The following is a 23,122-nucleotide window of genomic DNA, read 5'->3' as shown; positions in this document are numbered from 1 at the left end:
TACAGTCGCACGGGGAAATTATGACTACCCCGTGCGTCGCGAGGAAAACATACGGCAGGAGCAGGCTCGCCACCTAAATCGTGCGACGGGCCTCGATGGCGCGCCCAAGCGTAAGCTCGTCGGCATACTCCAGGTCGCCGCCCACAGGCAGGCCGCTCGCCAGACGCGACACCTCAACGCCCAGCGGCTTGATAGTGCGAGCCAGGTAGCTCGCCGTGGTCTCGCCCTCAATATTGGGGTTGGTGGCGATGATGACCTCGTGGATGTCCTCGTGGCCCAAGCGCGCCAGCAGCTCGCGGATATGCAGCTGCTCGGGACCGATCTTGTCCATGGGACTGATCACGCCGCCCAGCACATGGTACAGGCCATGGTAGCTGCCCGTGCGCTCGATTGCCTGGACGTCGCGCGGCTCGCCCACCACGCAAATGCGAGTGGTATCGCGCATCGGGTCCTGGCAGATGGAGCACTCGTCGGCCGTGGCGTAGTTAAAGCAACGGCTGCAAAAGTGAACCTCCTGCTTAACCTCCAGGATGGCCTCGGCCAGGCGGCGCGCCTCCTCGGCGTCAGCCTCCAACAGGTAATAGGCGATGCGCTGAGCCGACTTGGGACCAATGCCCGGCAGGCGACCCAGCTCATCGAGCAATTTCTGCAGGCTATGGTTAGCACTCATATATATGCGCGTCTTAGAACGGCATGCCCGGGATGTTGAGGCCGCCGGTGATGGCGCCCATCTGCTTGTTGGCGAGCTCGTTGACGCCGCGAACGGCCTCGTTGACGGCAGCCATAATCATGTCCTGCAGCATGTCGACGTCCTCGGGATCGAGCGCATCGGGATCGATGGTGAGGTTGACGAGTTCCATCTCGCCGTTAACGGTCACCTTGACCATGCCGCCGCCGGCAGAGGCGTCGACGGTCTGGGACTTGAGGTTCTCCTGCGCGGCGGCAAGCTGCTCCTGCATCTTGCGAGCTTGCTTCATCATCTGCTGCATGTTCATACCGGCCATGATGGCTCCTTTACGTGCGGCCGCACGCCGAGCTGCAAGGGCAGCCGGAGCACGGCGGGACTTTCAAACTCAAAAATCGTACCACGGCGCGAGGCCAGCGAGCGGGGCGGACGTGTTACCTCAGTCGATATACATGTCCTCCAATACAAACCACGCGCAAAGATTATGCAAGGCCGAATTATGCAAGGTTGCATAATATCGCATACTCAATCTAGTAGAGCCGAATCCGGCATTTCATGTGTGCCACTAAATAGCTAAATGCCAAACCGCTGCTCGAGGCGGAGCACATGGCGGCAGGGTATAATTTGATTGTCATAGATTGCAATTTGGAGGTGCCCCATGAATGCCCCCGACGCGCTCCAAAACATCCGCTCAAAACACCCCGTTGCATATGTGGTTCTCTATCTCTTTGTCGGCTGGGCATTGCTGGTTGTCATCACCCATGCCATAGCTTTTGGAGCAGAACTGCTGATAGCCAGCTCGGACCAGCCCGTCGTCAAATGGGAGACGACCGATGAATGCACCGACGGAACCCGAACCATTTACTACAACAGCCCGTCCCTCTACCAAGAGTTCAAGGTCAAGATAAAGGACTCCAAGATTGTCGATGCCGAACTGGGCTCTTTATTTACAATCGGAGCAACCGTCAACGCCGAGCAAGTCGAGTACACGGACGGCCATGCGACGTATCGTATCGACCTCAGCATCCTAGGCCGACCGTCACGCGCTTGTCTGCTCGAATGCGATATACGCGGCACCACACTACACATGTCCGAAATACAGATGCGCCCGGACAAAAGAAAGTGATATATGGCCGAGTCGGAAGAGACTAGGCATAGACTCGTCCGCCTTCGTAGGCAAAACGCAGGATGAGCGGGGCATTGTTGCGCACGAAATCATCGAGTTCTTTGAGGTTCGCTTCGCTAAAGCCCTCGTGTGACACCCAATTGAATGCCGGCAAGATACACTCCGCCGTGTCAAAACCCCAATCGCGCGGGCGCTCCACAACAACCTTCACCGTGTTGTCCTCCCGGACTTCGGAATACGAAACCTGCGTATCGTCCTCGAGGCGGACATATTCCCACATCATAAGCTCGCTCCGTTCAAAGGGTTCTCTTCTTGAGCAGTATACCCGCCTGCGCAGCTACTCCACCGGCTTGAAGATGGTGGCCTGACCGAAGACGCTGCGGATGAGGTCTTTGGCCTCGTCCTCGGTCTGCGGGATGCTCGGGGCTGCGCCCTGATGGCCGAAGGGGCTGCCCGCACCGGGGTTGGACTCCCAGGGAGCCGCGGGGGCGTCGTCGCTTGCGGGGGCCGCGGGTGCCTCCGCAGCGGGCTTGGGCGCGGGCGTCGCACCCGGCACGTCGAACGGAGGCAGATCGTCCCCGCTCGCATCGCCAGCGAAGCCGCCGACCATGGCGTCGTCGTAGGGCACCTGCTCGGATTCCCACGGCGCGGACTGCGCGACAGGCTGAGCCTTCGGGGCAGCCGAGCGCTCGGGCGCACGGGGTGCGGGCTCGGTCGGGAGCTTACCCGTGGCAGGAGCGCCGGCGGGGTTGTCGGAGCGTAGCCAGGGGGCTTTGCCCAGGTCAGACGACTTGGGCGCGGGCGAGACGGGCTTGGGCGCGGGTGTCGGAGCAGCCGGTTTGGGTGCCGCGGGCTTAGGCGCCGACGGGGTCGATGCCGCTACCGGCGCCGCTTGCTGCTGCGGCGCGCTGGCGCTCGAGGATACAGGGGCCGCCGAGGACACGGGTTGCGGGTCCGCAGATGCCGCAGCCCGTGCAGATGGAGAATGCTCCTCATGTTGAGGAGCCGGCGTGCCACCCCCACCCAGGACATAGTCGACGGTACGACGACCGAAGACCGCGCAGACCGTCGGCAGGACCACCGACTGCGTATCGGCGCGACCGAGCATCTTAATGGCAAAAGTCGAACCCGCGGGGAACGAGACCGTGAGCTTGGAGCCGTCGTCGGCCGTGGCGCGGGCGTTGAGCAAAAGCCCTGCGTAGGAAGCCTGACGCGCCTTGACACGCTCGACAACCTCGGCCCATTTGCGCTGCAGCTCTCCGGCATCATCGACCGCGGGCGTCTCGGCAGTACCGGCGGCGGCAACCTGGGCGGCATTGTTGGACTGGGGCTTAGGTGCCGGAGCGGTGGCAGGCGCGGGGGCCGCAACGGGCTGAGGCGTCGGAGTTGGCGCAGGCTGAGGTGCAGGCGCTGCAGGCTTGGAAGCTGACACGGACGCAGAACGGGACGCAGGCTGGGCAGCCGGAACAGCAGCACCACGGTCCCAAGGCATACCGCCCTGGCGCGCGGACGTAGCAGCGGGGGCAGCGGATGCCGCCGGAGCGGCAGCACGAGCGCCCGAAATGAGCGTCGGCTGTTGGGCAGCAGCGGGTACGGATGCTGCAGGCGCAGCGGCCTGAGCAGCAGCCACGCTCGCCGGCACGGCGCCGTTGGCAACCATGGCCTCCAAGCGAGCCACGCGCTCGGCCAATGCTTCAATCGTTAAATCAGCCTCGGGACGTGCCAGACGCGTACAGGCAATCTCGAGCACCAGGCGCACGTCGCTCGCGCCCCTCATCTCCAGTGCGGCATCGTCGAGCACCGTCAGCACGCGGGCCAGGCGGTCGGCAGGATGCTCGCCAAAGGCAGCGGCCTCGGCAGCAAGCGCCTCGGCCTGCTCGGAGCCGCCCTCAAACAGCTCGGCACGGGCACCGGCAACGCAGGCAACGTACACGTCACGCACATGCGCTACCAGGTCGCGCGTCAGCTCCAGCAGGTCGTTTCCTTCCTCGACCTGCGCACGGATCAGTCCATAGAGCTCGGCAACATCGCGATCGGCAATGGCGCGGGAAAACTCGCCCAGAATCTGGTCCGAAACCTCGCCTAAAAGCGAGCGGGCATCGTCCGCATGCACAGAACCGTTGCCAAAAACGCTCAGCTGCTCCAGCGTGGAGAGCGCGTCGCGCATGCCGCCCTTGGCATGGCGCGCCACGATGGCGAGCGCCTCGTCGTCGTAATCGAAGCCCTCCTGCTCGCACACGTATGCCAGGCGACGCTCGATATCCTCGTTGCCGATGCGGTGGAAATCGAAGCGCTGGCAGCGCGAGAGGATGGTCTCCAGAATCTTTTGCGGGTCGGTGGTGCACAGCACAAAGATCACGTGCGCCGGCGGCTCCTCGAGCGTCTTGAGCAGCGCGTTGAACGCCGCCGTCGTGAGCATGTGGACCTCGTCGATGATATAGATCTTGTACTTGCCGCGTACCGGGGCAAAGTTGACGGAGTTGATGATTTCCTCGCGCACATTGTCCACGCCCGTGCGGGAGGCGGCATCGAGCTCGTAGACATCGGGGTGGTTACCCTCGGCAATGAGCTCGCACTCCTCGCAAGTACCGTCGGGCATGCAGCCGCTTGCACCCTCGGCGCGCGCCGCCTCGGCATTGCGGCACAGCAGCGCCTTGGCCAGAATGCGCGCCATGGTGGTCTTGCCCGTGCCGCGCGGTCCGCAGAACAGGTAGGCGTGGGACAGGCGCCCCTCGGTGATGGCGTGCTCGAGCGTCGAGACGATATGCTGCTGGCCCACCACGGAGTCAAAGGTGAGCGGGCGATACTTTCGGTACAACGATTCCATGGGTGCTCCCCCGGGTATACTGAGTCCTGTTGCCGCGGCGGCCATGCGGTCGCACGGCATACTGCATCCATAATAACCCGTACGGCGAGCCCGCCGCGATAGGAGTCCAAAGAGCATGGCAGACGCAGAGAGCAACCTCGTTCCCTCCGAAGCAGCCGACCAGGTCGAGGTCGCGCTCGAGGCGCAGGCAGCAGCCGATGACGGCATCCTGTACCTCAACGAGTATCAGTACGAAAACGATCTGGTCACCGACTTCGCCCGCCTGGTCGCCTCGCCCAGGCGTCGCGGCTCGCTGTATGTCGCCGCGGCAATTGCCGCGCTGCTCGGTATTGGCATGCTGTTGGCCGGCGGTAACTGGATCAAGTTTGGCGTCGTCCTGATCGTATTCGGCGCCTTTTTGGCCTGGTGGAGCAAAAACCTGCACCACACCCTCGCCCGCGACTTTATCGATGCCGTTGAGGCCGACGAGTCCATGGGTGGCCGCTACCGCCGCGTCGCCGCCAACGAGGACGGTCTGATGGTCTGGGGCAAGAGCGGCAAGTCGCAGTTCTTCCCGTTTGAAAAGCTCGACCACGTGCTCGACGGCGAGCGCATCTTTGTTGCCATGTTCGCCGACCAGGGCGTGGCGATCCCTAAGGACACCTTTGTTCGCGGCGATGCCGAGCAGTTTGGCGCCTTCCTTAAGGCGCGCATCAACAAAAAACTCCGCATCGAGACCAAACGCAAGAAGATGAAGGCAGAAAAGGCCGCTGCCGAAGCAAAACAGGCCGACAAGCCCCAGGGCAACAAGGGCAAGCAGCGCAAGCAGAAGAAGAACAAGAAGAAGCGGTAATCCGGCCGACACCGAAGGTGCCTCGTCCCGCGCCCGATTCCGAGTCGGAGCGCCTGAAATCGGGCGCGGGTACCGCCGATGGACCCATTTTGCCTAACTCTCGAGCTACTTCACTTCAAACCTTAAGAGCCTTCTCTCTGGCAGATCGGTCATCTTCATCGTATAAGTCCCAGGAAAAGCCTTCTCAAAACGGACGGTCTCGTAACCTTCGAAATAGTCGTTGGTGTTTTGCATCATGAATGGGACAAGCAACTCGTTCTCCGCCCCAACCTGTACAGCAAACGCAGCAGAACCGCCCAGAGCCGGCATTGCCTGCGTTATCAGATCGGTATTGACCACAAAGTCATAGTTTGGCGCAGACTCCGGCACCAAATGCCAAACATACGTTTTGATTCCGCCTTCGACATTGTCCTTATTCCTGACACGCATCTTTACGGCGATAACACACGTGATGTCGGCGTCCTTCAATTTCGTTTTCGTATCCACGATGCCATATTTTGAATAATCATCATGCGCACGCTTGAGATACTCGCGCGGCGTGAGCAGCTCTGCCCCGTCTATGCAAAACGAATACCCGTCAGTCGCCACATCCTTCGACCCCAGAAACGCCCCATCCATCGAGAGCCATTCGCCCTCCGCATAATATTTCTCAGGAATGACCGTCCGGTTCCCGTTAACGACGCTCGCCCTCATGCCCGCAAGGCCAGTAACAGCACAGCCGAAAAGCGCAAGCGCCGACCTTCTTGTCCACAGGGTCTTCTTCATCGCGCTCACGACCTTTCCCGAACTTTCACAACGGCACCGTCGCGCATGCAGTAAACCCGATCGGCCAGCTCCTCGAGCACCTCTCCGTCATGGCTGGACAGAATAACCTCGCGACCCGTTGATGCCGCCATCGCCACAACGCGCTTGAGCATTTCCACGCCCGCTTCGTCGAGGGCATTTGTTGGCTCATCGAGAACAAGCAGCTTCGGCTTTTCCATAATTGCCGCAGCTATCCCCAGACGCTGCTTCATCCCAAGCGAGTATGCTCGGAACTTCTTTTTTTCGTCTGCATCGAGCCCCACGAGCCGCAGGGCAGAGCGAATGTCCTCGCGGGTTGCAACGCCCTTGATCTGAGCAATGAGCTCCAGATTGTCGTAACCAGACAGATAGCCCAAAAAGGAAGGCGCCTCGATCAACATCCCCAGACTCGGCGGGAAAGAGATGTCCGCCCCAAGCCTTTGGCCATCGATAGAGATTTCGCCTTCGGTAGGCTTGATCAATCCGCAGACCGCTCGCATAAGCATGGTCTTACCCGAACCGTTTATCCCCTGAAGACCGACCACAGTCCCAGGGTCAACCTCGATGGACACGTTGCGCAGAACATCGTTTTTCCCTATGCGCTTCGATACGTCCCTAACGATCACGCTCATATCTTGTCCCCCTTTTCTATAAGGTCGGCCCTTCGAAACCACAGTCCACCCAACGATAGGCATAACGACATAATCACAATTGAAAACAAGCCACTCGAGCCCGCCGCGATTCCATCTTTGACAATTCCGCCCCAGCGCAACAGCATCAAGGCGTTACCCAATAGCGCCCAATGCCGTGCATATGCCGAGCAGATCAGGTAGCTCATTAAAACCACAAACGAGACCGACGGCCCAAGTACAAAGCCAATCACTGCCTGCGCAAACGCAAGCGCCTCGAAAGCAAAAAAGAGACCTGTGAAAAACGGCAGCGCATCCGCCTCGCCAGCTTTGAGAAACCACGGCGCCAAATTAGCCAGCTGAAGCGACTCACCATGAATGACCGCGCTGAACGAGGCGCTCACCATCAAGCTCCAAATCACAACAGAGCAAACCACCACGAGCAGCGAAAATGCCGTTACCGCCGCCACCAAGATAAAACGCGAGACCCACCAAAGGGTTCTTGACCGGCATCGAACAAGCGCTTGCAAACCAAACCCGTGCAACGATTCGGTCGGATAATCGAGTGTTGTATAGAGAATAAGCAGAATGACAAATAGCCATCCTAACGGAGGCACAAACATGAGCCCGGGCCTAGGCTCAAACGGAGCGGATCCGGCAAACACGAGCGCGAGATTATCAGCAAACCCCAAGGCATTCGTCCGAACCCCATACACAGAAGACAAGCCGTAGGCGTACACCAAGTTCGCAACGGTCACTGCCGCAATCGCAATAAAAGTAAGGATGTTCTTCTTCAAAACGGTCCTCAGGTCCGCGGCGACCAGCCTAAACAGCATCAGACCACCTCGCGTCTTTTTAAGAATCTCGCGAAAATCAAAGAAAAGACGAACAGCAAAATGATTTCTGCAAACCCTGCTCGAATGTCGGGCCAGTTATTTAGTGATTCCGACCTGATGCTGTTAAGAATGTTGCAGTTAAAGCCGACGCATGAAAGGACGCTAAAAATCCAGTCGTTAACAAAGTGCCATGCAACCATAATCAGATATGGAACGACCATCGCCTTGATTCTGCTGCGAAACACAACCGACAGACCGGTCACGGCCATGGATAGAGCCCCCAGCGTCACCGCATCGAACAGTGTATAAACCAGCACGTACAACAGAGGCCGGGAATAAAACAGGCCAGAAAAATAGCTATGCAGATAGAGCCCGACGTAAGTCGATTCGTCGACCCGGGGGAGATACGCGGGAAATAGCATTGAGACAATCAGGAAGTTCACGAGTAGCGGAATAGCCGTGACCGCAAACGCAGAGAGGAAAGCAGACAGCATCTTCACGTTCACGTATGCATTTCTAGAAACACGTGTGCAGATCTGCGCCTCGTAACCGCTCAAACGCTCGGACAGGCATGACCACGACCCGGCCAGCATGGCAAGCAACGGCAGCGCATAGAAAAACACTGATGCCGATAGCGGTGCATTTGCACTCACAACGATCCAGTTACCAAAGCTACTTTCACGCGTTTGGCCGAGGTATGCCTGGGCTTGCAAACCAACGCCATAGCCAAGCGATAACAGCTGCTTGCGCTCAGTCTCGAGCGTCCACCATGCCTCAATGGCAGCCGCCATCGAAATTGCAGTTGCAACCATAAGGGTCAACGCAAATATAGGATTGCCAAATATCTTGGACAACTCGTGCCGCATTAGATTTCTATTCAAGCGACATCACCCTCCCTTCGGCCGGGCCGAGTAGCAACACTCGGCCCGGCCCTAATCACAACAAGAAGCTGCGGATTGGCTAGGAGGGAAGTTTGTTAAAATGGCCGAAGCAATCGGGGCTCCACTTTCCATAGACCGTGCCGTATCCGGACTCGGCCCATGCAGTCAGACGAGCATAGCTGCGTTTATTCTCACGGACGAGATTGTATATCTCCCATTCACGCTCATGGTTGGAGCGATACACGCCCTGCGTGCAATTCAAATTGCCCGTTCCTCTATTGTCATAGGCACCGTCCACGTACAAACGTAACGGCTTTCCTGAATAGCCTTTGATCCAAATGTAGACTGAAGATGAATCTTCTTTCTGGCGATAGCCGGTTGCGCTCGTGCCAGAACATTGAAAAGCGAAATCTCTATCTTCGTTGTTCTTGCATGTGGCAATTCCGGCATCCGCGCTCTGCGAAATGCTAGAAACCTGGGAAGTGTCAAACTCCTCTTGAGCAAATGATGCGGCAGGTGCACCCATCGACAAGCCCGCAACAATCGCCAAGCCGACTCCGATTCGAGCAATAGCGCTCCTTGGCTTAATCATGGCCTTCTCCAATCAAAAGCGGTTAACAATGCGTCGACGCACGGCAACCTTTGCATGAATAGAGAAAGATGTCTGTAAACACCCGCTATTGAGTTGATCGCTCAGGCGTTTACACGTTATCTACCTGCGATAACAATGAAACAAGCTCCGCTTTATTCTTGATCTTCAACTGGCGGTAAGATGCAGACCGCAGTGCTTGCACCGTAGATGCAGCGTAACCGACATCCTCCGCAATGGTCTTTGTCGTTGCGCCTTCTGCCGTCATCAGCAAAATTTGCGACTGAACATCAGAAAGGGAGCGCGACGCAAGCAGGGCAAGCTGGCGCACGCGAGCTGCTTCGGTAAGCCCGTTCGCGCGGTACTCCAAGACGGCCTTCTCGTTCTCAACCGAGCGGGTGAGCGCGATGTGCGTGACGAACATGGGCGCAGACCAGCAGACGATCACCGTTGCCACGACGACATTGACAGCCGAACTTTGCCCCAGCAACGAAGTAAGGAACAACGGCTCGAAAACCATCAGATCCTGCGCCATGTTGAGCAAGACAACCCAAACAGGAGCCGTCGCCCCAAAGCAAAGCATCCATACCCCGAGCATTTTGCGCTGCGGACAGCTACGCAGCACTATATATGTGAACAGTATCCCCGTCAGCACCGCAAGTCCATGGATTCGCCCCCTAGTGGCTGCATAGATTAAAGCGGATACACCTATTAACGCCAACGGCACGATAGCCCGAGTACGGCCACGCGCCTTAAATGAACACAGCCCAACAGCGAGCGAAGCCATAGACGTCATGCCGCAAAACAGGACCGGCACAGCCATCAACGGATCGCGTACGCACCTCCATGCCGCGATATAGACAAAAGACCATTCCACGGCAGACAGTATCGCCCACACGCACGGGCTTCCGAGCCCAATCGCCCCATCCGTTCTAGTCAGTGCAGCTTCACGATTCAGTTTTTCACCCGCGTAGTGCAGCGACAGAAGCAGTCCGAGACCCAATGCATAGCTTGAGAGAGAAAAGGTAACAGCCCATGAAACACCGGATCCCCAATAACTATCCGCCATTACCAAGGGGCCCGCCGCAAGGAGGATAAAAAATAATGTGAGCAGGTATCGAAACAGCCGGCGCGTCCGAGCTGATGCCAACATATCGTCAGCATGCCGCCGCGACAGCTCGGGCCCTACAGCATCACCCTCGTCCACAAACAACGCCACGAGCTCGCGTGAGCCCGCAACCGACGCCTTCCCGTATGCTCGGTGAAGCGTTGTTCGCACCGTCGATGACTTCGTATCCGTCTCCTTGGCAATTTCCGCCGGCGTTTTCCCTTTGAGCAGCAGTCGAACAAACTGCTCTTCTCTAGGCGACAGGCCAGGGGAAAACACCCCCGCATCGAATGGGTCGGACACGCAGGCGATATCCGAATTGTTGTCCCGTTTTCTCTTTAGCAACATGCATACGAAGGCAGCAGCGATAGCGGACCCCATCGCAAGCAATGCAATGATCGCGTCATCGCTTGCAAAGTATGCCGCCTCAACAGCCGGAACAAGGCCAATAGGGACTGCCACGAGCGCAGAACGGGCAAACACGTCGCTCTGTCCCCGACCAAAGGCGCTGAAACAGCAAAACAGCGGGACCGCAACCAATACGAGATAGACCAACGGAATTAAAAGCACAAGACCAATTGACGCGGCCGAAACAGAGAGTGCTCCCCATGGCTCAGGGATGACTCTCCATGAAACTCGACAGCAGAACAGCAGACAAGACATGACGGCTATTGTTTCTGTAAAAATCGCGTCCTGCGGATGACGAGTTTCTCTTTCGTCAGCCCGCGTCGCCCCCCGCGTCAAAGGAGAGCCCGCCGTATCCCAAATTACATATGAGAGGAGCAACGACCCAGCAAAGCACGAGGCGCATGAAACGCCGCGCAACAGCCAGATAGGCGCAAACACGAATGGAATAGAATCTCCGCGAGCATAGAAGGCCAGGTCGGCCCATTCGGGAACCGTTGCAATAGCAGCAAGGAAAATACCGAAGGCGCCAAGGAACCCCGGCCGCCTTATTTCTCTCCCCTTGCGGAGCGCAACACCGTGACCAAACGCCGCGAGGCATGCGCCCAGGATAACGAGCCAGGTCATTGCACCTGACGCCAGGCCGATTGAAGATGAAAACCGGTGATAAGGGGTGACCGCCATTACGACAAGCGCAATGGCGCAGGCAGACGTAGCAGAACGGCGGGAAAAAAGCATATGGCCTCCATAGCGTGTCATTATATCGCTCGAGCCGCTCGTTTATCTCTGTTCTCACACCAGCCAGCATCAATGATTCAGGCGAACTCCAATCCGCGCCAGATCACGGTCCGGCTTTTGTTCGCAGTCCCCACATCAAAGCGGGATGCGGTTTCCTTTTAGACGCCGGTTCGGAAAGCGCATCCCGTTCCAGGGCAATATTCTGGGATGCAGTTTCCGCAGCCCACCCCATTTGGAAGGCGCATCCCATTATTTGGCTGAAAACTGGGGTGCGCTTTCCGAACGAGCCGAAACGGCCCGAATCGATCGGACCACCTCATCCCCGTTTCCTCGCCATCTGCCCGAGCGTGCTACACTAGCAGCATCTATGCCACCGCGAACGGCTCGGCCCCGCGCCCGCCGCTCGCAAACGAACTTTAAACGCACGAGGATTGGCCATGCCGCTTTTCTCGCAACATACCGCCCGGTTCTCGCCGGACGTTCCTTTGGAGGGCACCAGCTCTCGCGAGCTGCTCAAGCGGTACCAGCCGCTCGAGACACTTGCGACCGGCGGTTTTGGCTCCATCGAGATTTGCCGCGACACGCACCTGCGCCGCCGCGTCGCCATTAAGCGCATCCCCCTTATCAACGGCGCCGGCATGCCCGCCAGCGACATCATGGATGTCCTGCGCGAGGCGCACACTGCCGCCATGCTTCAACATCCCAATATCGTGCAGGTCATCGACTTTACGCACGACACCGCCTATGCCTACTTGGTCATGGAGTATGTCGACGGTATGTCGTTGGCCGAGTTTTTGCATCGCGTGGACGGCCACTCGCTCACCTTTGACGAGGCCGCAGCCATTGCCGATGCCCTGGGTCAGGCGCTCACCTTCGCCCACAGCAATGGCGTACTCCACCTGGACATTAAGCCCGCCAACGTGCTCATCGACCACTCGGGCAATGTAAAGCTCACCGACTTTGGCATGGCGCGACTGTCGTCCGCCGGTGGCTTTGGCGGCTCGCGCGGCGGCACCATCGGCTACATGCCGCCCGAGCAGCTCGATATCGAGACCGGCACGGTCGACGAACGCGCCGATGTCTTTGCCCTTGCCTGCGTTATCTATGAGGGCTTGTGCGGCAGCGCTCCCTTTATAGCGGCCACGCCCGCCGACTCGCTCGACCGCATCATCGGCGGCGCCACCTATCCCAGCGAGCTGATACCACACTTTCCCCCGGGAGCCGAGGCCGCGCTCATGAGCGCGCTCTCCCCCATGCCGCAGGACCGCCCCAACAGCATCGAGGCATTTTGCGACCAACTCCTTGCCGGTCTGGGCAGCGTGCGTGAGGGCCGTCGCAGTCTGGAGCAAATGGTTAGCGAGCTTTCGGATGACGAGCAGGAGCTCAACGATATCGAGCCGTCGCACTACGAGGACGACGCCATCGAGGTCGACCCCGCACTCGGCTGGGCGGGCACGCGCTGGAGCCATGCGCGCGACTACACCATGCGCGCTATCTCGGCGCTAACGTGTGGCACCTTTAGCTTTTTGCTGATGCAAACGGCCGGGGTCGCGGCGCTTCCCGGGTTGGTCGTCGCGGCTATCGCTATTGGCGCGGCAGCCGGCTTGGCACCGCAGATTGGCTCGGCCATCTCGGCCGTGGGCTTTTTGGTGCTCATGGCAAACGCCACCATGCAGGCGCAGGGCATCCTGTCGATGTTGCCCGTCGCGGTGATCTTTGCCGCTGCCATGTCCGGTTGGTGGATCGCCTGGGGTCGCACCGAGGCTGCCGCGAGCGCCGCGCTCACCTGTGCACTCGCGCTCGGCTGTCTGACTGGCAATACCTTCCTGGCAGCTGGGGTCGCCGCCGGCGTCGCGTCATTTTGGCTCGGCCCGGCAAGCGCCGCCGCGGCAACGGGCATGGGCGTGCTTTTTGCCCGTCTGGCCACGGTCGCGCTTTCAGCCGGAGGCGTGCTGGGGCTCGGTAACGTTGCCGCAGCGCTGGAAGACCCGCTCCTTTGGGCTGCCTTTGTGCTGGTCGCGACAACTGCCGCGGCGTCATCTGCGCTGCTCAATGCCCATGCCAAGCGTGCTGACCAGGGCTCAAACCTTGCCGCCATCGCCGCCATCGCTGTCACCGGCATCGGCTGCGCAGCGGCATCCTGTCTTGCACACCATATGGAAATTGCCAGCCTTGCAGCCGCGGTCGCCGCCAAGGCGGCAGTTGCGGGAACCCTATCCTCTATAATCGTTGGGATATGCCTATATTTGCTCGGATACCAAAGAACCTATACGGAGAGTGATCTTTCGTGAACTTCCTGAACATCTTCGAGGACCACGTGGCCGGCATCTTCGGTGCCACCCGTGCCCCGTTCTCCTTTAAGAAGCTTGCCAAGCAGGCCGCTCGCGACATGGAGGATCAGACTCTGGTGATTAACGGCGTCAACACGGCGCCGGCACTCTATACCATCCTGATCGCCGCCGACGACGATCCCATGCTCGCCCCGTTCTACCCCGAGCTTTCGCGCGAGGTCCGCGAGTTTGTGAAGGCGCAGGCCGAAAAGCGCCGCTATGTCTTTGTCGGCGAGCCCCTCGTGCGCTTTATGATCGATCCGCAGCTGCGCGCCGGCAAGTTCTCGGTCTTTGCCGAGAACGTCGATGCCCCCACGCTCGGCCGCCTGTACGAAGAAGAGCGCGCCTATCAAAACGGCCTGGGCCAGAACAACTCCGCGGTAAGCCGTGCCGCCAGCGCCCCGCGCGCCGGCCAGCAGCAGTTTGCTGCCCCGCAGCAGCAGCGCCCCGCCGCCATGCCCCAGCAGCAGCCGACGCCTCGCGCCGCCACTCCTGACCCGCTTGCCACGGCAGACCCCTTCGCGCCTAGCGTCCCCGACCCCGCCGCCGCACCCATCCCGGTGCCGCAGACCATCTCGCGCGACGCGCTTGCCGGCATGGGCGGAGCCGCCGCGACCGGTGCCGCCGTGGGCCTAGGCGCCGCAGCCGGCATCGCCTCCAACATGGCGAGCACTCGCGCCCCGCAGCGCCCGCTCGCCCAGCTCGTCGACGTCGTGAGCGGCGAGAGCCATAGCATCACCTCCGCACAGGTGACCATCGGTCGCGAGCGCTCAGTTTCCGACATTGCCCTGCGCGACCCCAACGTGTCGCGCCGCCACGCCCAGCTCACCTTTACGGGCTCGGATTGGTCGATCGAGGACCTCAATTCCACCAACGGCACACTCGTCAACAACCGCCGCATTACGCGCTGCCCGCTGCGCAACGGCGATCTGCTGACATTTGGCCTGAGCACCTTTGAATTTAGGGGATAGTCGCTTATGAACATCGATATCGTCCTTTTTGCAGGCCGCATCGTCCTGGTCGCCCTGCTCTATATCTTCCTGTTCGCCGTCATGAAGACCGGCGTGGGGCTTGTGCGCGGACAGCGCCGCGACTCGGCTATCTGGACGATCGATGTGGACAAGGGTCCGCGCGGTATCCGCGGCATCCACGTAGATATGCTCGGCCCCGTCATCGTCGGTCGCTCGCCATCTTCGGACATCTGCATCAACGAACCATTCGTCTCGGCCTCGCATGCGCGCTTTTCGCTGCAGGGCCCGGCGCTCATCATCGAGGACCTCAACTCGCTTAACGGCACGCTCGTCAACGGCCGCCAGCTCGTGGAGCCCGCAACGCTGCGCGAGGGCGACGAAGTCCAGATCGGCGACGTGGTCATGAAGGTGAACCGTCGATGATCGACGAGGAGAACAAGTCCGCGACTATGACCGAGGCACCGGCTGCCGCCACAGCTGCGCCGGCCCACGCCGCTCCGGCGGGCTCCGCACCCGTGGAACCCGAGGACACCGTGTTCTCCCTGCCTCTTTCGCATGTAACGCATGATATTTCGGATCTCGCCGATAACGAGGACAAAGAGGATGCCGTAGCGGCGCCCATCGGCGCACATGCCGCGGAACAGCCCACAGCGCCCGAAGCAACCTCGGCGCCAGCTCACTTTGCAGAGCCCGTCGCCGCGGCAATCAACGAGAGCGCTGCGGTGTTTGCGGCACCCGAGCCCGCCGCGCCGGCGTTTCCCATAGCCCCGGCATCCGAAGTTGCGCCCGTGTCTACGCCGGCGCCCGAGGCGGGGCCATCCCCCGAGGACGGCCCTGCGCCCAAGACCCCGCAGCCTGCGCCCGCAAGCGAGTCCGATGCCGTGGCCGAGCCCGCCGCCCAGTCGCAAAGCACGCCCGCGCCGTCGCACTTTGCGACGCCCGAGCCTATAGACGTCAGCCCGCAAGACGACGAGTCGACCGCCCGCGCGTCCGAGGAGCCCGGCTCCCCGGACGCCGGCGATTCCGAATCAAACGCCGAGACCGACACCGTCTCTCCCGGTGACACAGCCGAGATCGACGTTGCCGCCGTTGAGGCCAAGCTCAAAGACCCCGGCTCGACCATGAGCTTTGAGCCCCTGACCGAGGAGCGCATCGAGACCGACTCGACCTATGATGCCGGCACCACCACGCAACTCATGTGGGGCGCCCGCTCTGACGTTGGCTGCGTACGCCCGCACAATGAGGATTCCTACCTGGTGCAGTCGCCGCTCTTTTGCGTATGCGACGGCATGGGTGGTCACGCCGCCGGCGAGGTAGCCTCTTCCATCGCCGTCGAGACTATTGCCAAGACGGCCCCGCAGTCCGCCGACGCAGCACGCCTGGCCGCAGCCGTCGAGGCAGCCAACGCCGCCGTAATCGAGGCGGCCCTGAACGGCCTGGGCAAGCCCGGCATGGGTTGCACAGCCACTTGCGCCTATATCGAAAACGACACGCTCGCCATCGCCCACGTGGGCGACTCGCGCGCCTACCTGCTCCACGAGGGCACGCTCATCCGCGTGACCCGCGACCACTCCTATGTGGAAGAACTCGTGGACGCCGGCGAGATTACGGCAGACGAGGCTCGCGTCCACCCCAACCGTTCGGTCATCACCCGCGCGCTGGGCTCGGACCCCGCCATGTATGCCGACCACTTCACTCTGCATATCGAGGAAGGCGACCGCCTGATCCTGTGCTCCGACGGCCTTTCGAGCATGATTCCCGATAGCGATATCGAGAACATCGCCACGCAGTCCTCAACCGCGCAAATCTGCGTCGATAACCTAGTGGACGCAGCGCTTGCCGCCGGCGGCCACGACAACGTGACCGTAGTAGTCGTTGACCTGGTTGACGATGGCGTTATGCGCGAGGCGCAGCGCGTGCGTCGCCGCAACATTACTATCGCCGCCATCCTGGCCCTCGTCTTTGTGCTGGCAGCTGGCATCTGGGCCTACACGGGTGTCACCGGCTCGTACTACCTGGGTACCTACCAGGGCAATGTCGCCGTCTGGCGCGGCCTGCCCGGCAAGCCGCTTGGACTCAAGCTCCACTGGCTCGAAAGCGAAACCAGCATCAAGCTGTCCGACCTGCCCGAAGACACGCAAAACCGCCTCAAGGCGGGTATTCCGCAAACAAGTGTCGACGATGCGCAGGACACGATATCCAAGTACCGCCACCAGATCGACGAGGAGCAGACCCGCCAGGTGATCGACGCGCAAACGATTCGCGACAACACCAATCAGGGATCGACCTCCGAATCAGATTCCGAGAAAACCGCCGAACAGTCCGCCGAGGCCGAAGCCTCCGATAAGAATTAGAAAGGGAGTGCCGCTTATGAGTCGCCGCAACACCGAGCTGCTCTTGCTCATCGCCTCGGCGTTCCCCGTCATCCTGCTGTATGCGATGTACGTCCTCACCGCGGGCGCTGCCATCTCCTTTGAGACGCTCGCCGTACCGATCGGCCTCTTTGCCGCCTTTGCCGCGGCCCACATTGCCGTGCGCATCTTGGCGCCCGGTGCCGACCCCGCCATCCTGCCCATTGTCTTTGTGCTTTCGGGCATCGGCATCACGTTCGTGACGCGTCTCGCCCCCGCTCTCGCGATCTCACAGCTCATCATCCTGTTTGTCTCGGTGGCCCTGATGGTGGGAACGCTCGCACTGGTCAAAAACCTCGACGTGGTCATGCGCTACAAGTACACCTTTGGCATTATCGGCATCATCCTGCTGATGCTGCCCATCTTTATCGGCACCACGATCTCGGGCTCCAAGCTCTGGATTCGCATCGCGGGCTTTACCATCCAGCCCGGCGAGTTCGCCAAGGTCTTTATCGTGCTGTTCCTGGCCGGGTACCTGGCCGAGAACCGCGAGCTGCTCTCCATCTCCAACCGCAAGATCCTGGGCTTTAAGATCCCTCGCCTGCGACTGCTGCTGCCGCTGTTTGCCGTGTGGGGTGTGTGCCTGCTCGTCGTCGTCTTCGAACGCGATCTGGGTTCGGCCGTGCTGTTCTACACCATCTTCTTGCTGATGCTCTACGTTGCCACGGGACGATTCTCGTATGTCGTTATCGGCCTTGCGCTCTTAGCCGTTGGAGCCGTGGGCGCCTACAAGTTCCTGTCTCACGTTCAGGTGCGTTTCCAGGTTTGGGTCGATCCGTTTAAGGACGCCCAGGGCCAGGGCTACCAGATCGTCCAGTCGCTCTTCTCGCTTGCCGATGGCGGCCTGGTCGGTGTTGGCATCGGCAACGGCATGGCCAACAACATCCCTGTCGTCGAGTCCGACTTTATCTTCTCGGCCATCGGCGAGGAGATGGGTCTTTTGGGCGGCGGCGCCGTGCTCATCCTGTTTATGCTCTTTGCCGTGCGTGGCCTCACCACGGCCGCCCGCGCTAAATCCGACCTCGCAGCCTTTAGTGCCACGGGCCTTACGGCCGCCATCAGCTTCCAGGCCTTTTTGATCGTTGGCGGCGTAACCCGCCTGATCCCGCTGACCGGCGTCACCCTGCCCTTTATGAGCCAGGGCGGCTCCTCGCTGCTGGCGAGCTTTATCATCGTCGCGCTCCTGCTGCGCGCCGGTGACGAGGCGACCGGACGCGAGGCCGAGCTCACCGGCACCGGCACCATGACCGCCATCACCGATGATCAGGTCGCATCTGCCGCCGCCCCGACGGGCACGCGCTTTGCCGCCTCGTCTTCCTACGGCAGCGGCAGCCATTCCGTCGGCTCGCGCATGCGCCGTCGCCTGCTCGACACGCCTGAATCCGGCGTGCTCGGCCGCGTTGCGCTCGCCAACCGTCTAACCCGTGCGGTGCTCGCCTTTACGGCGTTGTTCGCCATCCTTATCGGCAACCTCACCTATGTCCAGGTCATCAAGGCCAAGGACTATCAGGACATGCCGACCAACAACCACACCATCGCCCGCTCCAAGTACATCCAGCGCGGCTCCATCATCACGTCCGACGGCGTGACGCTGGCCGAGTCGCTGCAGCAGGAGGACGGCACCTACGTACGCTCCTACCCCAACGGCAACCTGGCAGCGCACGTGGTTGGCTACGTGAGCCAGCAGTATGGCACCACTGCCATCGAGAGCGTCATGAACGACACGCTCACCGGCTCCAAGGATTACTCCAGCTGGAACAACGCCATCGCGTCGCTCGCGGGCCAGACCCAGCCGGGCAACACCGCCAAGCTCACCATCGACTCGCGTATCCAGACGGCGGCCGAGCAGGCGCTCAAGGGCTTTAAGGGCGCTGTAGTGGTCATCGACCCGCGTACCGGTGCGGTGCTCGCATGCGCCAGCTCGCCCACCTATGACAACACCAACATCGACGCCCTGCTGCAAGCGGGCGGCGGCGAGGACGGCTCTATGTACAATCGCGCCATGGACGCGCTGTACACGCCGGGCTCCACGTTTAAGGTCGTTACGCTTTCCGCGGCACTCGAGACCGGTACCGCCAGCCTTACCAGCACCTACCAAGCGCCCGGCTCCATGGACATCGGCAACGCACCGGTCACCAACTATGCCAACGAGAGCTACGGCACCATCAGCCTGCAGCAGGCCTTTGCCGTGTCCTCCAACGTCGTCTTTGGCCAGGTGGCAAACGAAGTTGGCGCAAACACGCTCGTGCAGTTTGCCAACGCCTTTGGCTACGGCCAAAAGCTCGGCCAGGACCTGACCTCCGCGGCCTCCATCATGGCAGACCCGTCGCTCATGACCGAGTGGGAGACCGCTTGGGCCGGCGCCGGCCAGCCTGTCGGCATGGACCACACGCCCGGCCCGCAGACCACCGTCATGCAAAACGCCGTGATTGCCGCCGCCATCGCTAACAGTGGCGTGGTCATGGACCCGTACTTTGTAGCCCAGGTACTCGCCCCGGACGGAACTGTGGTCAAGACCACGCAGTCCCGCTCGCTGGGTCAGGCCGTCAGCTCCGCCACGGCCGACCAGGTCAAGCAGGCCATGCTCGCCGTCGTCCAGTCCGGTACCGGCACCGATGCCCAGGTCCCCGGCGTCAAGGTCGCCGGCAAGACCGGCTCGGCCGAGACCGGCGGCACCAACGTCAACTCGATGTTCGTTGGCTTTGCACCTTACGATTCACCCATGGTCGCCATCTCGGTGGCCTTGGAGGATTACGACAAACACGACGTCAAGGCGGCCAAGATTGCCGGCATCGTCCTGACCGCAGCGCTCGCCGCACAGGGAGCGTGATGCCCATGATCGAATCGGTCACCCGAGGCGCGCCGCGGCCGAAGAGTTAGCGGCAACGCGCCACACGGCCCCAGCGGCCACATCGTAGGTACTACACACATCGTTGAGCGAATAGTTATGTTAGGAGCAGGAATGGAACAGAGGGTCCTCGGGGGAAGATACCTCCTCAAGGATAAGGTGGGGACAGGCGGCATGGCGACCGTCTACCGTGCACAGGACCAGGTCCTCGACCGCACGGTTGCCGTCAAGATCATGCTGCCGCAGTATGCTGGCGACGCAACCTTCGCCGCACGCTTTAAGCAGGAGGCCCAGGCAGCAGCCGGTCTCTCCTCCCCCTATATCGTGGGCGTCTACGATTGGGGCAAGGACGGCGACACCTATTACATCGTCATGGAGTACCTGCGCGGTACCGACCTTAAGAGCGGCATCAAGAGCCACGGCGCCCTCGACCCCAAGAAGGTCGCCCAGATCGGCTCGCAGATCAGCTCCGCGCTTTCGGTCGCTCACAAGCACGAGATCATCCACCGCGACATTAAGCCGCAAAACATCATGGTGCTGCCCGACGGTAACATCAAGGTGATGGACTTTGGCATCGCGCGCGCCAAGAACAGCCACCTCACGCAAGACAACAACGTGCTCGGGACCGCCCACTACGTCAGCCCCGAGCAGACCCGTGGTCAGGACCTCGGCCCCACCTCGGATATCTACTCGCTGGGCGTCGTGATGTACGAGTGCGCCACCGGCCGCGTTCCCTTTGACGGTGACGACGCCATCTCGGTCGCACTCAAGCAGGTCAACGAGCTGCCTATTCCGCCGAGCCAGATCAACTCCGGTGTCGACGCCGACCTTGAGCGCATCATCCTCAAGTGCATGGAGAAGGACCCGGCAAACCGCTTCCAGACCGCCGACGAGCTGCGTCAGGTGCTCAACAGCTACCTGTCGGGCCGTGCCGTCAACATCTCGGAGCCCACGCGCATCATCGGTGCACCCGGTGAGCTGGGCGCCACCAAGACTCGCGAGCTTTCCGATCAGACGCGCGCCATGGTACGTCCCGTCTCGGGCGTGAGCGGCCAGAATACCGCCCGTAGCTCGGTTTCGGGCTCCACCGGTTCCTACGAGGTCGAAAAGCCCAAATCCAACAAGAACAAGATCATCGCCGCCGTGGTGGCAGCCGTTGCCGTCATCGGTATCGTGGTGGCCTTTGCCACAGGACTCTTTGGCGGCGAGCAGGTCACCGTGCCCGATGTGCTGGGCAAGGACCAGCAGACTGCCGTCGAGCAGATCAAGGAAGCCGGCCTCGAGGTCGGCACCATCGACCAAAGCTACAACGACGATATCGACGAGGGCAAGGTCGCCGAGCAGACGCCCAACGGCAAAACCAAGAAGGCCAAGGGCACCAAGGTGAACCTGGTAATCTCCAAGGGCCCCAAGCCCTCCGAGAAGGTTGAGGTTCCCCGGCTTGTCGGCCTGACCAAGGACCAGGCAGAAGCCGCGCTGGCAAGCGTTGGCCTGAAGGGCAACGCCTCCGAGGAGGCCAACGAGGCCGATGAGGGCCAGGTCTTTGAGCAGGGCACCGAACCCGGTAAGGAAGTCGAGAAGGGCACGACCATCTCGTACAAGGTCTCCAGCGGTCCTGACACCACCTCCGTCCCCGATCTGACCGACATGACCGAGGCCCAGGCGCGCAACGCCCTCGATATGGCAGGCTTTGGCGTCGACGTGAGCTACCAGGAGAACGATTCGGTTACCGAGGGCACCGTGATTAGCTGGAACCCCAGCGGCAAGCAGAAGCCTGGCGCCACGATTACCGTCGTCATTGCCAAGAAGTCCGGCAAAGCCAGCGTTCCGGGCAACCTGTACGGCAAGAGCATCTCCGCCGCCGTTACCGCGCTCAACAACGCCGGGTTCTACAACATCGCATTCTGCGATCAGAACGGTAACCCCGTGAGCGGCAACGAAAACGCCACCGTTACGGGCGTCTCCCCCACCGGCAAGCAGTCTACCGACAGCACGATTACGCTGACGGTCGCACTTTCTGGCTCGGGTTCGGGTTCGGGCTCGGGCACGGGCGACGATTCCGGTACGACCAACTAGTCGCAACCCAACCGCTCATTACGGCTCTCGCCGCAAACATATTCGCTCACAGGCGCCCGCTTGCTCCCCCAGCAAGCGGGCGCTTCATTTTTGACATGGCATTGAACCAGAAGAGCCCGGCACCGTGGCGGTACCGGGCTCGGCAAATCTCTGGTACCCCCGGGCGGATTCGAAAACTCCCCCCGCCGGGAAATTGGTGACGCGGGTGCCGACGGTCCGAATCCGGCCTTTAGACCAGAAGAGCCCGGCACCGTGGCGGTACCGGGCTCGGCAAATCTCTGGTGCCCCCGGGCGGATTCGAAAACTCCCCCCGCGGGGAAATGAGTGACGCGGGTGTCGACGGTCCGAATCCGGCCCTTAGACCAGAAGAGCCCGGCACCGTGGTGGTACCGGGCTCGGCAAATCTCTGGTGCCCCCGGGCGGATTCGAACCGTCGACACCCGCTTTAGGAGAGCGGTGCTCTATCCCCTGAGCTACGGAGGCATGTTGTACTAGTGTAGCAGATTTACTGCATCGCTATACGTCGCATGACTAGACTTCGAAGTTGCGATGGAATAGTTCCTGCCTAAAGCATCTAAAGCCGTATATCAGAGCTATTTCACCACAACTTATGGGGAGCTAGTCGCCTTTATGGAAGAGGCTTTTGATGACGGAGGGGATGCTCTTGGCGCCCTTGGCCGTCACATCGATAAAGTCGGGCGAACGAACGAGCTTGTCCTCGTCAATGTACTTACGCACCGCGCGAAGCGTTTCCTTGTCATTGCGCGTCGAAAACGTAAAGTGGCCATTCTCTTTGGTAAAGATGGCAAAACGCGTAATCTTCTTGGTGCCGCGCAAAACCTCGGCGGCAATATAGTCGACCTCGTCCCACGGGATTTGGATATAATCCTCGGGATTACGCTCGTTATAGTACTCAAACGCCTTATTGCCCACCATCACGTTACCGTGACTGGTAAGCCCCATCAGGCAGGTTGCCGGCGTTGCCAAATCGACCGTGCTGTTCTGAGATTGCGCCATACGCGCCTCGCCCTCCAATAAAAACAATCG

General features: G+C 60.7%; 19 protein-coding genes and 1 tRNA gene. 8 read left to right on the top strand and 12 right to left on the bottom strand.

Annotation, left to right across the window (positions count from 1 at the left end):
• Positions 1-73: 73 nt before the first annotated feature.
• Both recR and DWZ52_RS06450 read right to left on the bottom strand, forming a co-directional pair.
• Positions 74-670 (bottom strand): recombination mediator RecR, encoded by a 597-nt coding sequence (gene recR / locus DWZ52_RS06455; protein ID WP_118385154.1) that lies wholly within the window; start codon positions 668-670, stop codon positions 74-76.
• Between the two features lie 13 nt (positions 671-683).
• Positions 684-1,004 carry a YbaB/EbfC family nucleoid-associated protein gene (locus DWZ52_RS06450; RefSeq protein WP_006235174.1) on the bottom strand — a complete coding sequence of 107 codons (321 nt, stop codon included), beginning with the start codon at positions 1,002-1,004 and terminating at the stop codon, positions 684-686.
• Between the two features lie 339 nt (positions 1,005-1,343).
• On the opposite strand from DWZ52_RS06450, the gene DWZ52_RS06445 reads away from it, so the two are divergent.
• Positions 1,344-1,811, top strand: coding sequence for a hypothetical protein (locus DWZ52_RS06445; protein WP_089573258.1), 468 nt, complete (start codon positions 1,344-1,346; stop codon positions 1,809-1,811).
• A 22-nt stretch (positions 1,812-1,833) separates the two neighbouring features.
• Here DWZ52_RS06445 and DWZ52_RS06440 read toward each other — a convergent pair whose 3' ends face one another.
• Both DWZ52_RS06440 and dnaX read right to left on the bottom strand, forming a co-directional pair.
• The gene (locus tag DWZ52_RS06440; RefSeq protein WP_117638144.1) at positions 1,834-2,094 is read right to left on the bottom strand and encodes a hypothetical protein; all 261 of its coding nucleotides are present in this window, start codon (positions 2,092-2,094) and stop codon (positions 1,834-1,836) included.
• A gap of 54 nt (positions 2,095-2,148) precedes the next feature.
• Positions 2,149-4,638 carry a DNA polymerase III subunit gamma/tau gene (dnaX, locus tag DWZ52_RS06435; RefSeq protein ID WP_158549375.1) on the bottom strand — a complete coding sequence of 830 codons (2,490 nt, stop codon included), beginning with the start codon at positions 4,636-4,638 and terminating at the stop codon, positions 2,149-2,151.
• A 115-nt stretch (positions 4,639-4,753) separates the two neighbouring features.
• Here dnaX and DWZ52_RS06430 point away from each other — a divergent pair, with 115 nt between their 5' ends.
• On the top strand, positions 4,754-5,470 hold the full coding sequence (locus DWZ52_RS06430) for a hypothetical protein (protein ID WP_147325194.1): 717 nt from the start codon (positions 4,754-4,756) through the stop codon (positions 5,468-5,470).
• Positions 5,471-5,575: 105 nt separating this feature from the next.
• On the opposite strand, the gene DWZ52_RS06425 is transcribed toward DWZ52_RS06430, so the two are convergent.
• The 6 genes from DWZ52_RS06425 to DWZ52_RS06400 all read right to left on the bottom strand — a co-directional run bounded on the left by DWZ52_RS06425 (position 5,576) and on the right by DWZ52_RS06400 (position 11,439).
• On the bottom strand, positions 5,576-6,235 hold the full coding sequence (locus tag DWZ52_RS06425) for a DUF5028 domain-containing protein (protein ID WP_117640712.1): 660 nt from the start codon (positions 6,233-6,235) through the stop codon (positions 5,576-5,578).
• Positions 6,236-6,240: 5 nt separating this feature from the next.
• The gene (locus DWZ52_RS06420) at positions 6,241-6,885 is read right to left on the bottom strand and encodes an ABC transporter ATP-binding protein (RefSeq protein ID WP_117640711.1); all 645 of its coding nucleotides are present in this window, start codon (positions 6,883-6,885) and stop codon (positions 6,241-6,243) included.
• Entirely contained in the window at positions 6,882-7,679 is a 798-nt protein-coding gene (locus DWZ52_RS06415; RefSeq protein WP_147325193.1) for a hypothetical protein, read from the bottom strand. The genes DWZ52_RS06420 and DWZ52_RS06415 overlap by 4 nt, the downstream gene beginning before the upstream one ends.
• Before the next feature lie 38 nt (positions 7,680-7,717).
• Positions 7,718-8,584, bottom strand: coding sequence for a hypothetical protein (locus tag DWZ52_RS06410; protein ID WP_117640709.1), 867 nt, complete (start codon positions 8,582-8,584; stop codon positions 7,718-7,720).
• Between the two features lie 94 nt (positions 8,585-8,678).
• A complete protein-coding gene (locus DWZ52_RS09855) occupies positions 8,679-9,191 on the bottom strand; it encodes a hypothetical protein (RefSeq protein WP_117778762.1) in 513 nt (170 codons plus the stop codon).
• Between the two features lie 109 nt (positions 9,192-9,300).
• Entirely contained in the window at positions 9,301-11,439 is a 2,139-nt protein-coding gene (locus tag DWZ52_RS06400; protein ID WP_158572420.1) for a LuxR C-terminal-related transcriptional regulator, read from the bottom strand.
• A 437-nt stretch (positions 11,440-11,876) separates the two neighbouring features.
• Between DWZ52_RS06400 and DWZ52_RS06395 the strand changes: the two genes are divergently transcribed.
• The 6 genes from DWZ52_RS06395 (at position 11,877) to pknB (ending at position 22,075) form a co-directional block, all read left to right on the top strand.
• Positions 11,877-13,730, top strand: coding sequence for a serine/threonine-protein kinase (locus DWZ52_RS06395; protein WP_118385152.1), 1,854 nt, complete (start codon positions 11,877-11,879; stop codon positions 13,728-13,730).
• Positions 13,727-14,740 (top strand): FhaA domain-containing protein, encoded by a 1,014-nt coding sequence (locus DWZ52_RS06390; RefSeq protein ID WP_118385151.1) that lies wholly within the window; start codon positions 13,727-13,729, stop codon positions 14,738-14,740. The genes DWZ52_RS06395 and DWZ52_RS06390 overlap by 4 nt, the downstream gene beginning before the upstream one ends.
• Before the next feature lie 6 nt (positions 14,741-14,746).
• Positions 14,747-15,163, top strand: coding sequence for an FHA domain-containing protein (locus DWZ52_RS06385; RefSeq protein ID WP_006235180.1), 417 nt, complete (start codon positions 14,747-14,749; stop codon positions 15,161-15,163).
• Complete coding sequence (locus DWZ52_RS06380) at positions 15,160-17,094, top strand: Stp1/IreP family PP2C-type Ser/Thr phosphatase (RefSeq protein ID WP_118385150.1); 1,935 nt, start codon at positions 15,160-15,162, stop codon at positions 17,092-17,094. The genes DWZ52_RS06385 and DWZ52_RS06380 overlap by 4 nt, the downstream gene beginning before the upstream one ends.
• Before the next feature lie 16 nt (positions 17,095-17,110).
• On the top strand, positions 17,111-19,981 hold the full coding sequence (locus DWZ52_RS06375) for an FtsW/RodA/SpoVE family cell cycle protein (RefSeq protein WP_118385149.1): 2,871 nt from the start codon (positions 17,111-17,113) through the stop codon (positions 19,979-19,981).
• 132 nt (positions 19,982-20,113) lie between these two features.
• Positions 20,114-22,075 carry a Stk1 family PASTA domain-containing Ser/Thr kinase gene (gene pknB, locus DWZ52_RS06370; RefSeq protein ID WP_117640702.1) on the top strand — a complete coding sequence of 654 codons (1,962 nt, stop codon included), beginning with the start codon at positions 20,114-20,116 and terminating at the stop codon, positions 22,073-22,075.
• Between the two features lie 407 nt (positions 22,076-22,482).
• On the opposite strand, the gene DWZ52_RS06365 is transcribed toward pknB, so the two are convergent.
• Together DWZ52_RS06365 and DWZ52_RS06360 are read right to left on the bottom strand one after the other, a co-directional pair.
• Positions 22,483-22,558: transfer RNA gene (locus tag DWZ52_RS06365), tRNA-Arg, on the bottom strand.
• Positions 22,559-22,693: 135 nt separating this feature from the next.
• Entirely contained in the window at positions 22,694-23,092 is a 399-nt protein-coding gene (locus DWZ52_RS06360) for a DUF956 family protein (RefSeq protein WP_117736764.1), read from the bottom strand.
• Between the last annotated feature and the right edge of the window lie 30 nt (positions 23,093-23,122).

Origin of the sequence: Collinsella sp. AF33-16 (assembly GCF_003475325.1) — a bacterium.
Classification (GTDB): Bacteria; Actinomycetota; Coriobacteriia; order Coriobacteriales; family Coriobacteriaceae; genus Collinsella.
This window is presented reverse-complemented; position numbering and strand designations above follow the sequence as displayed.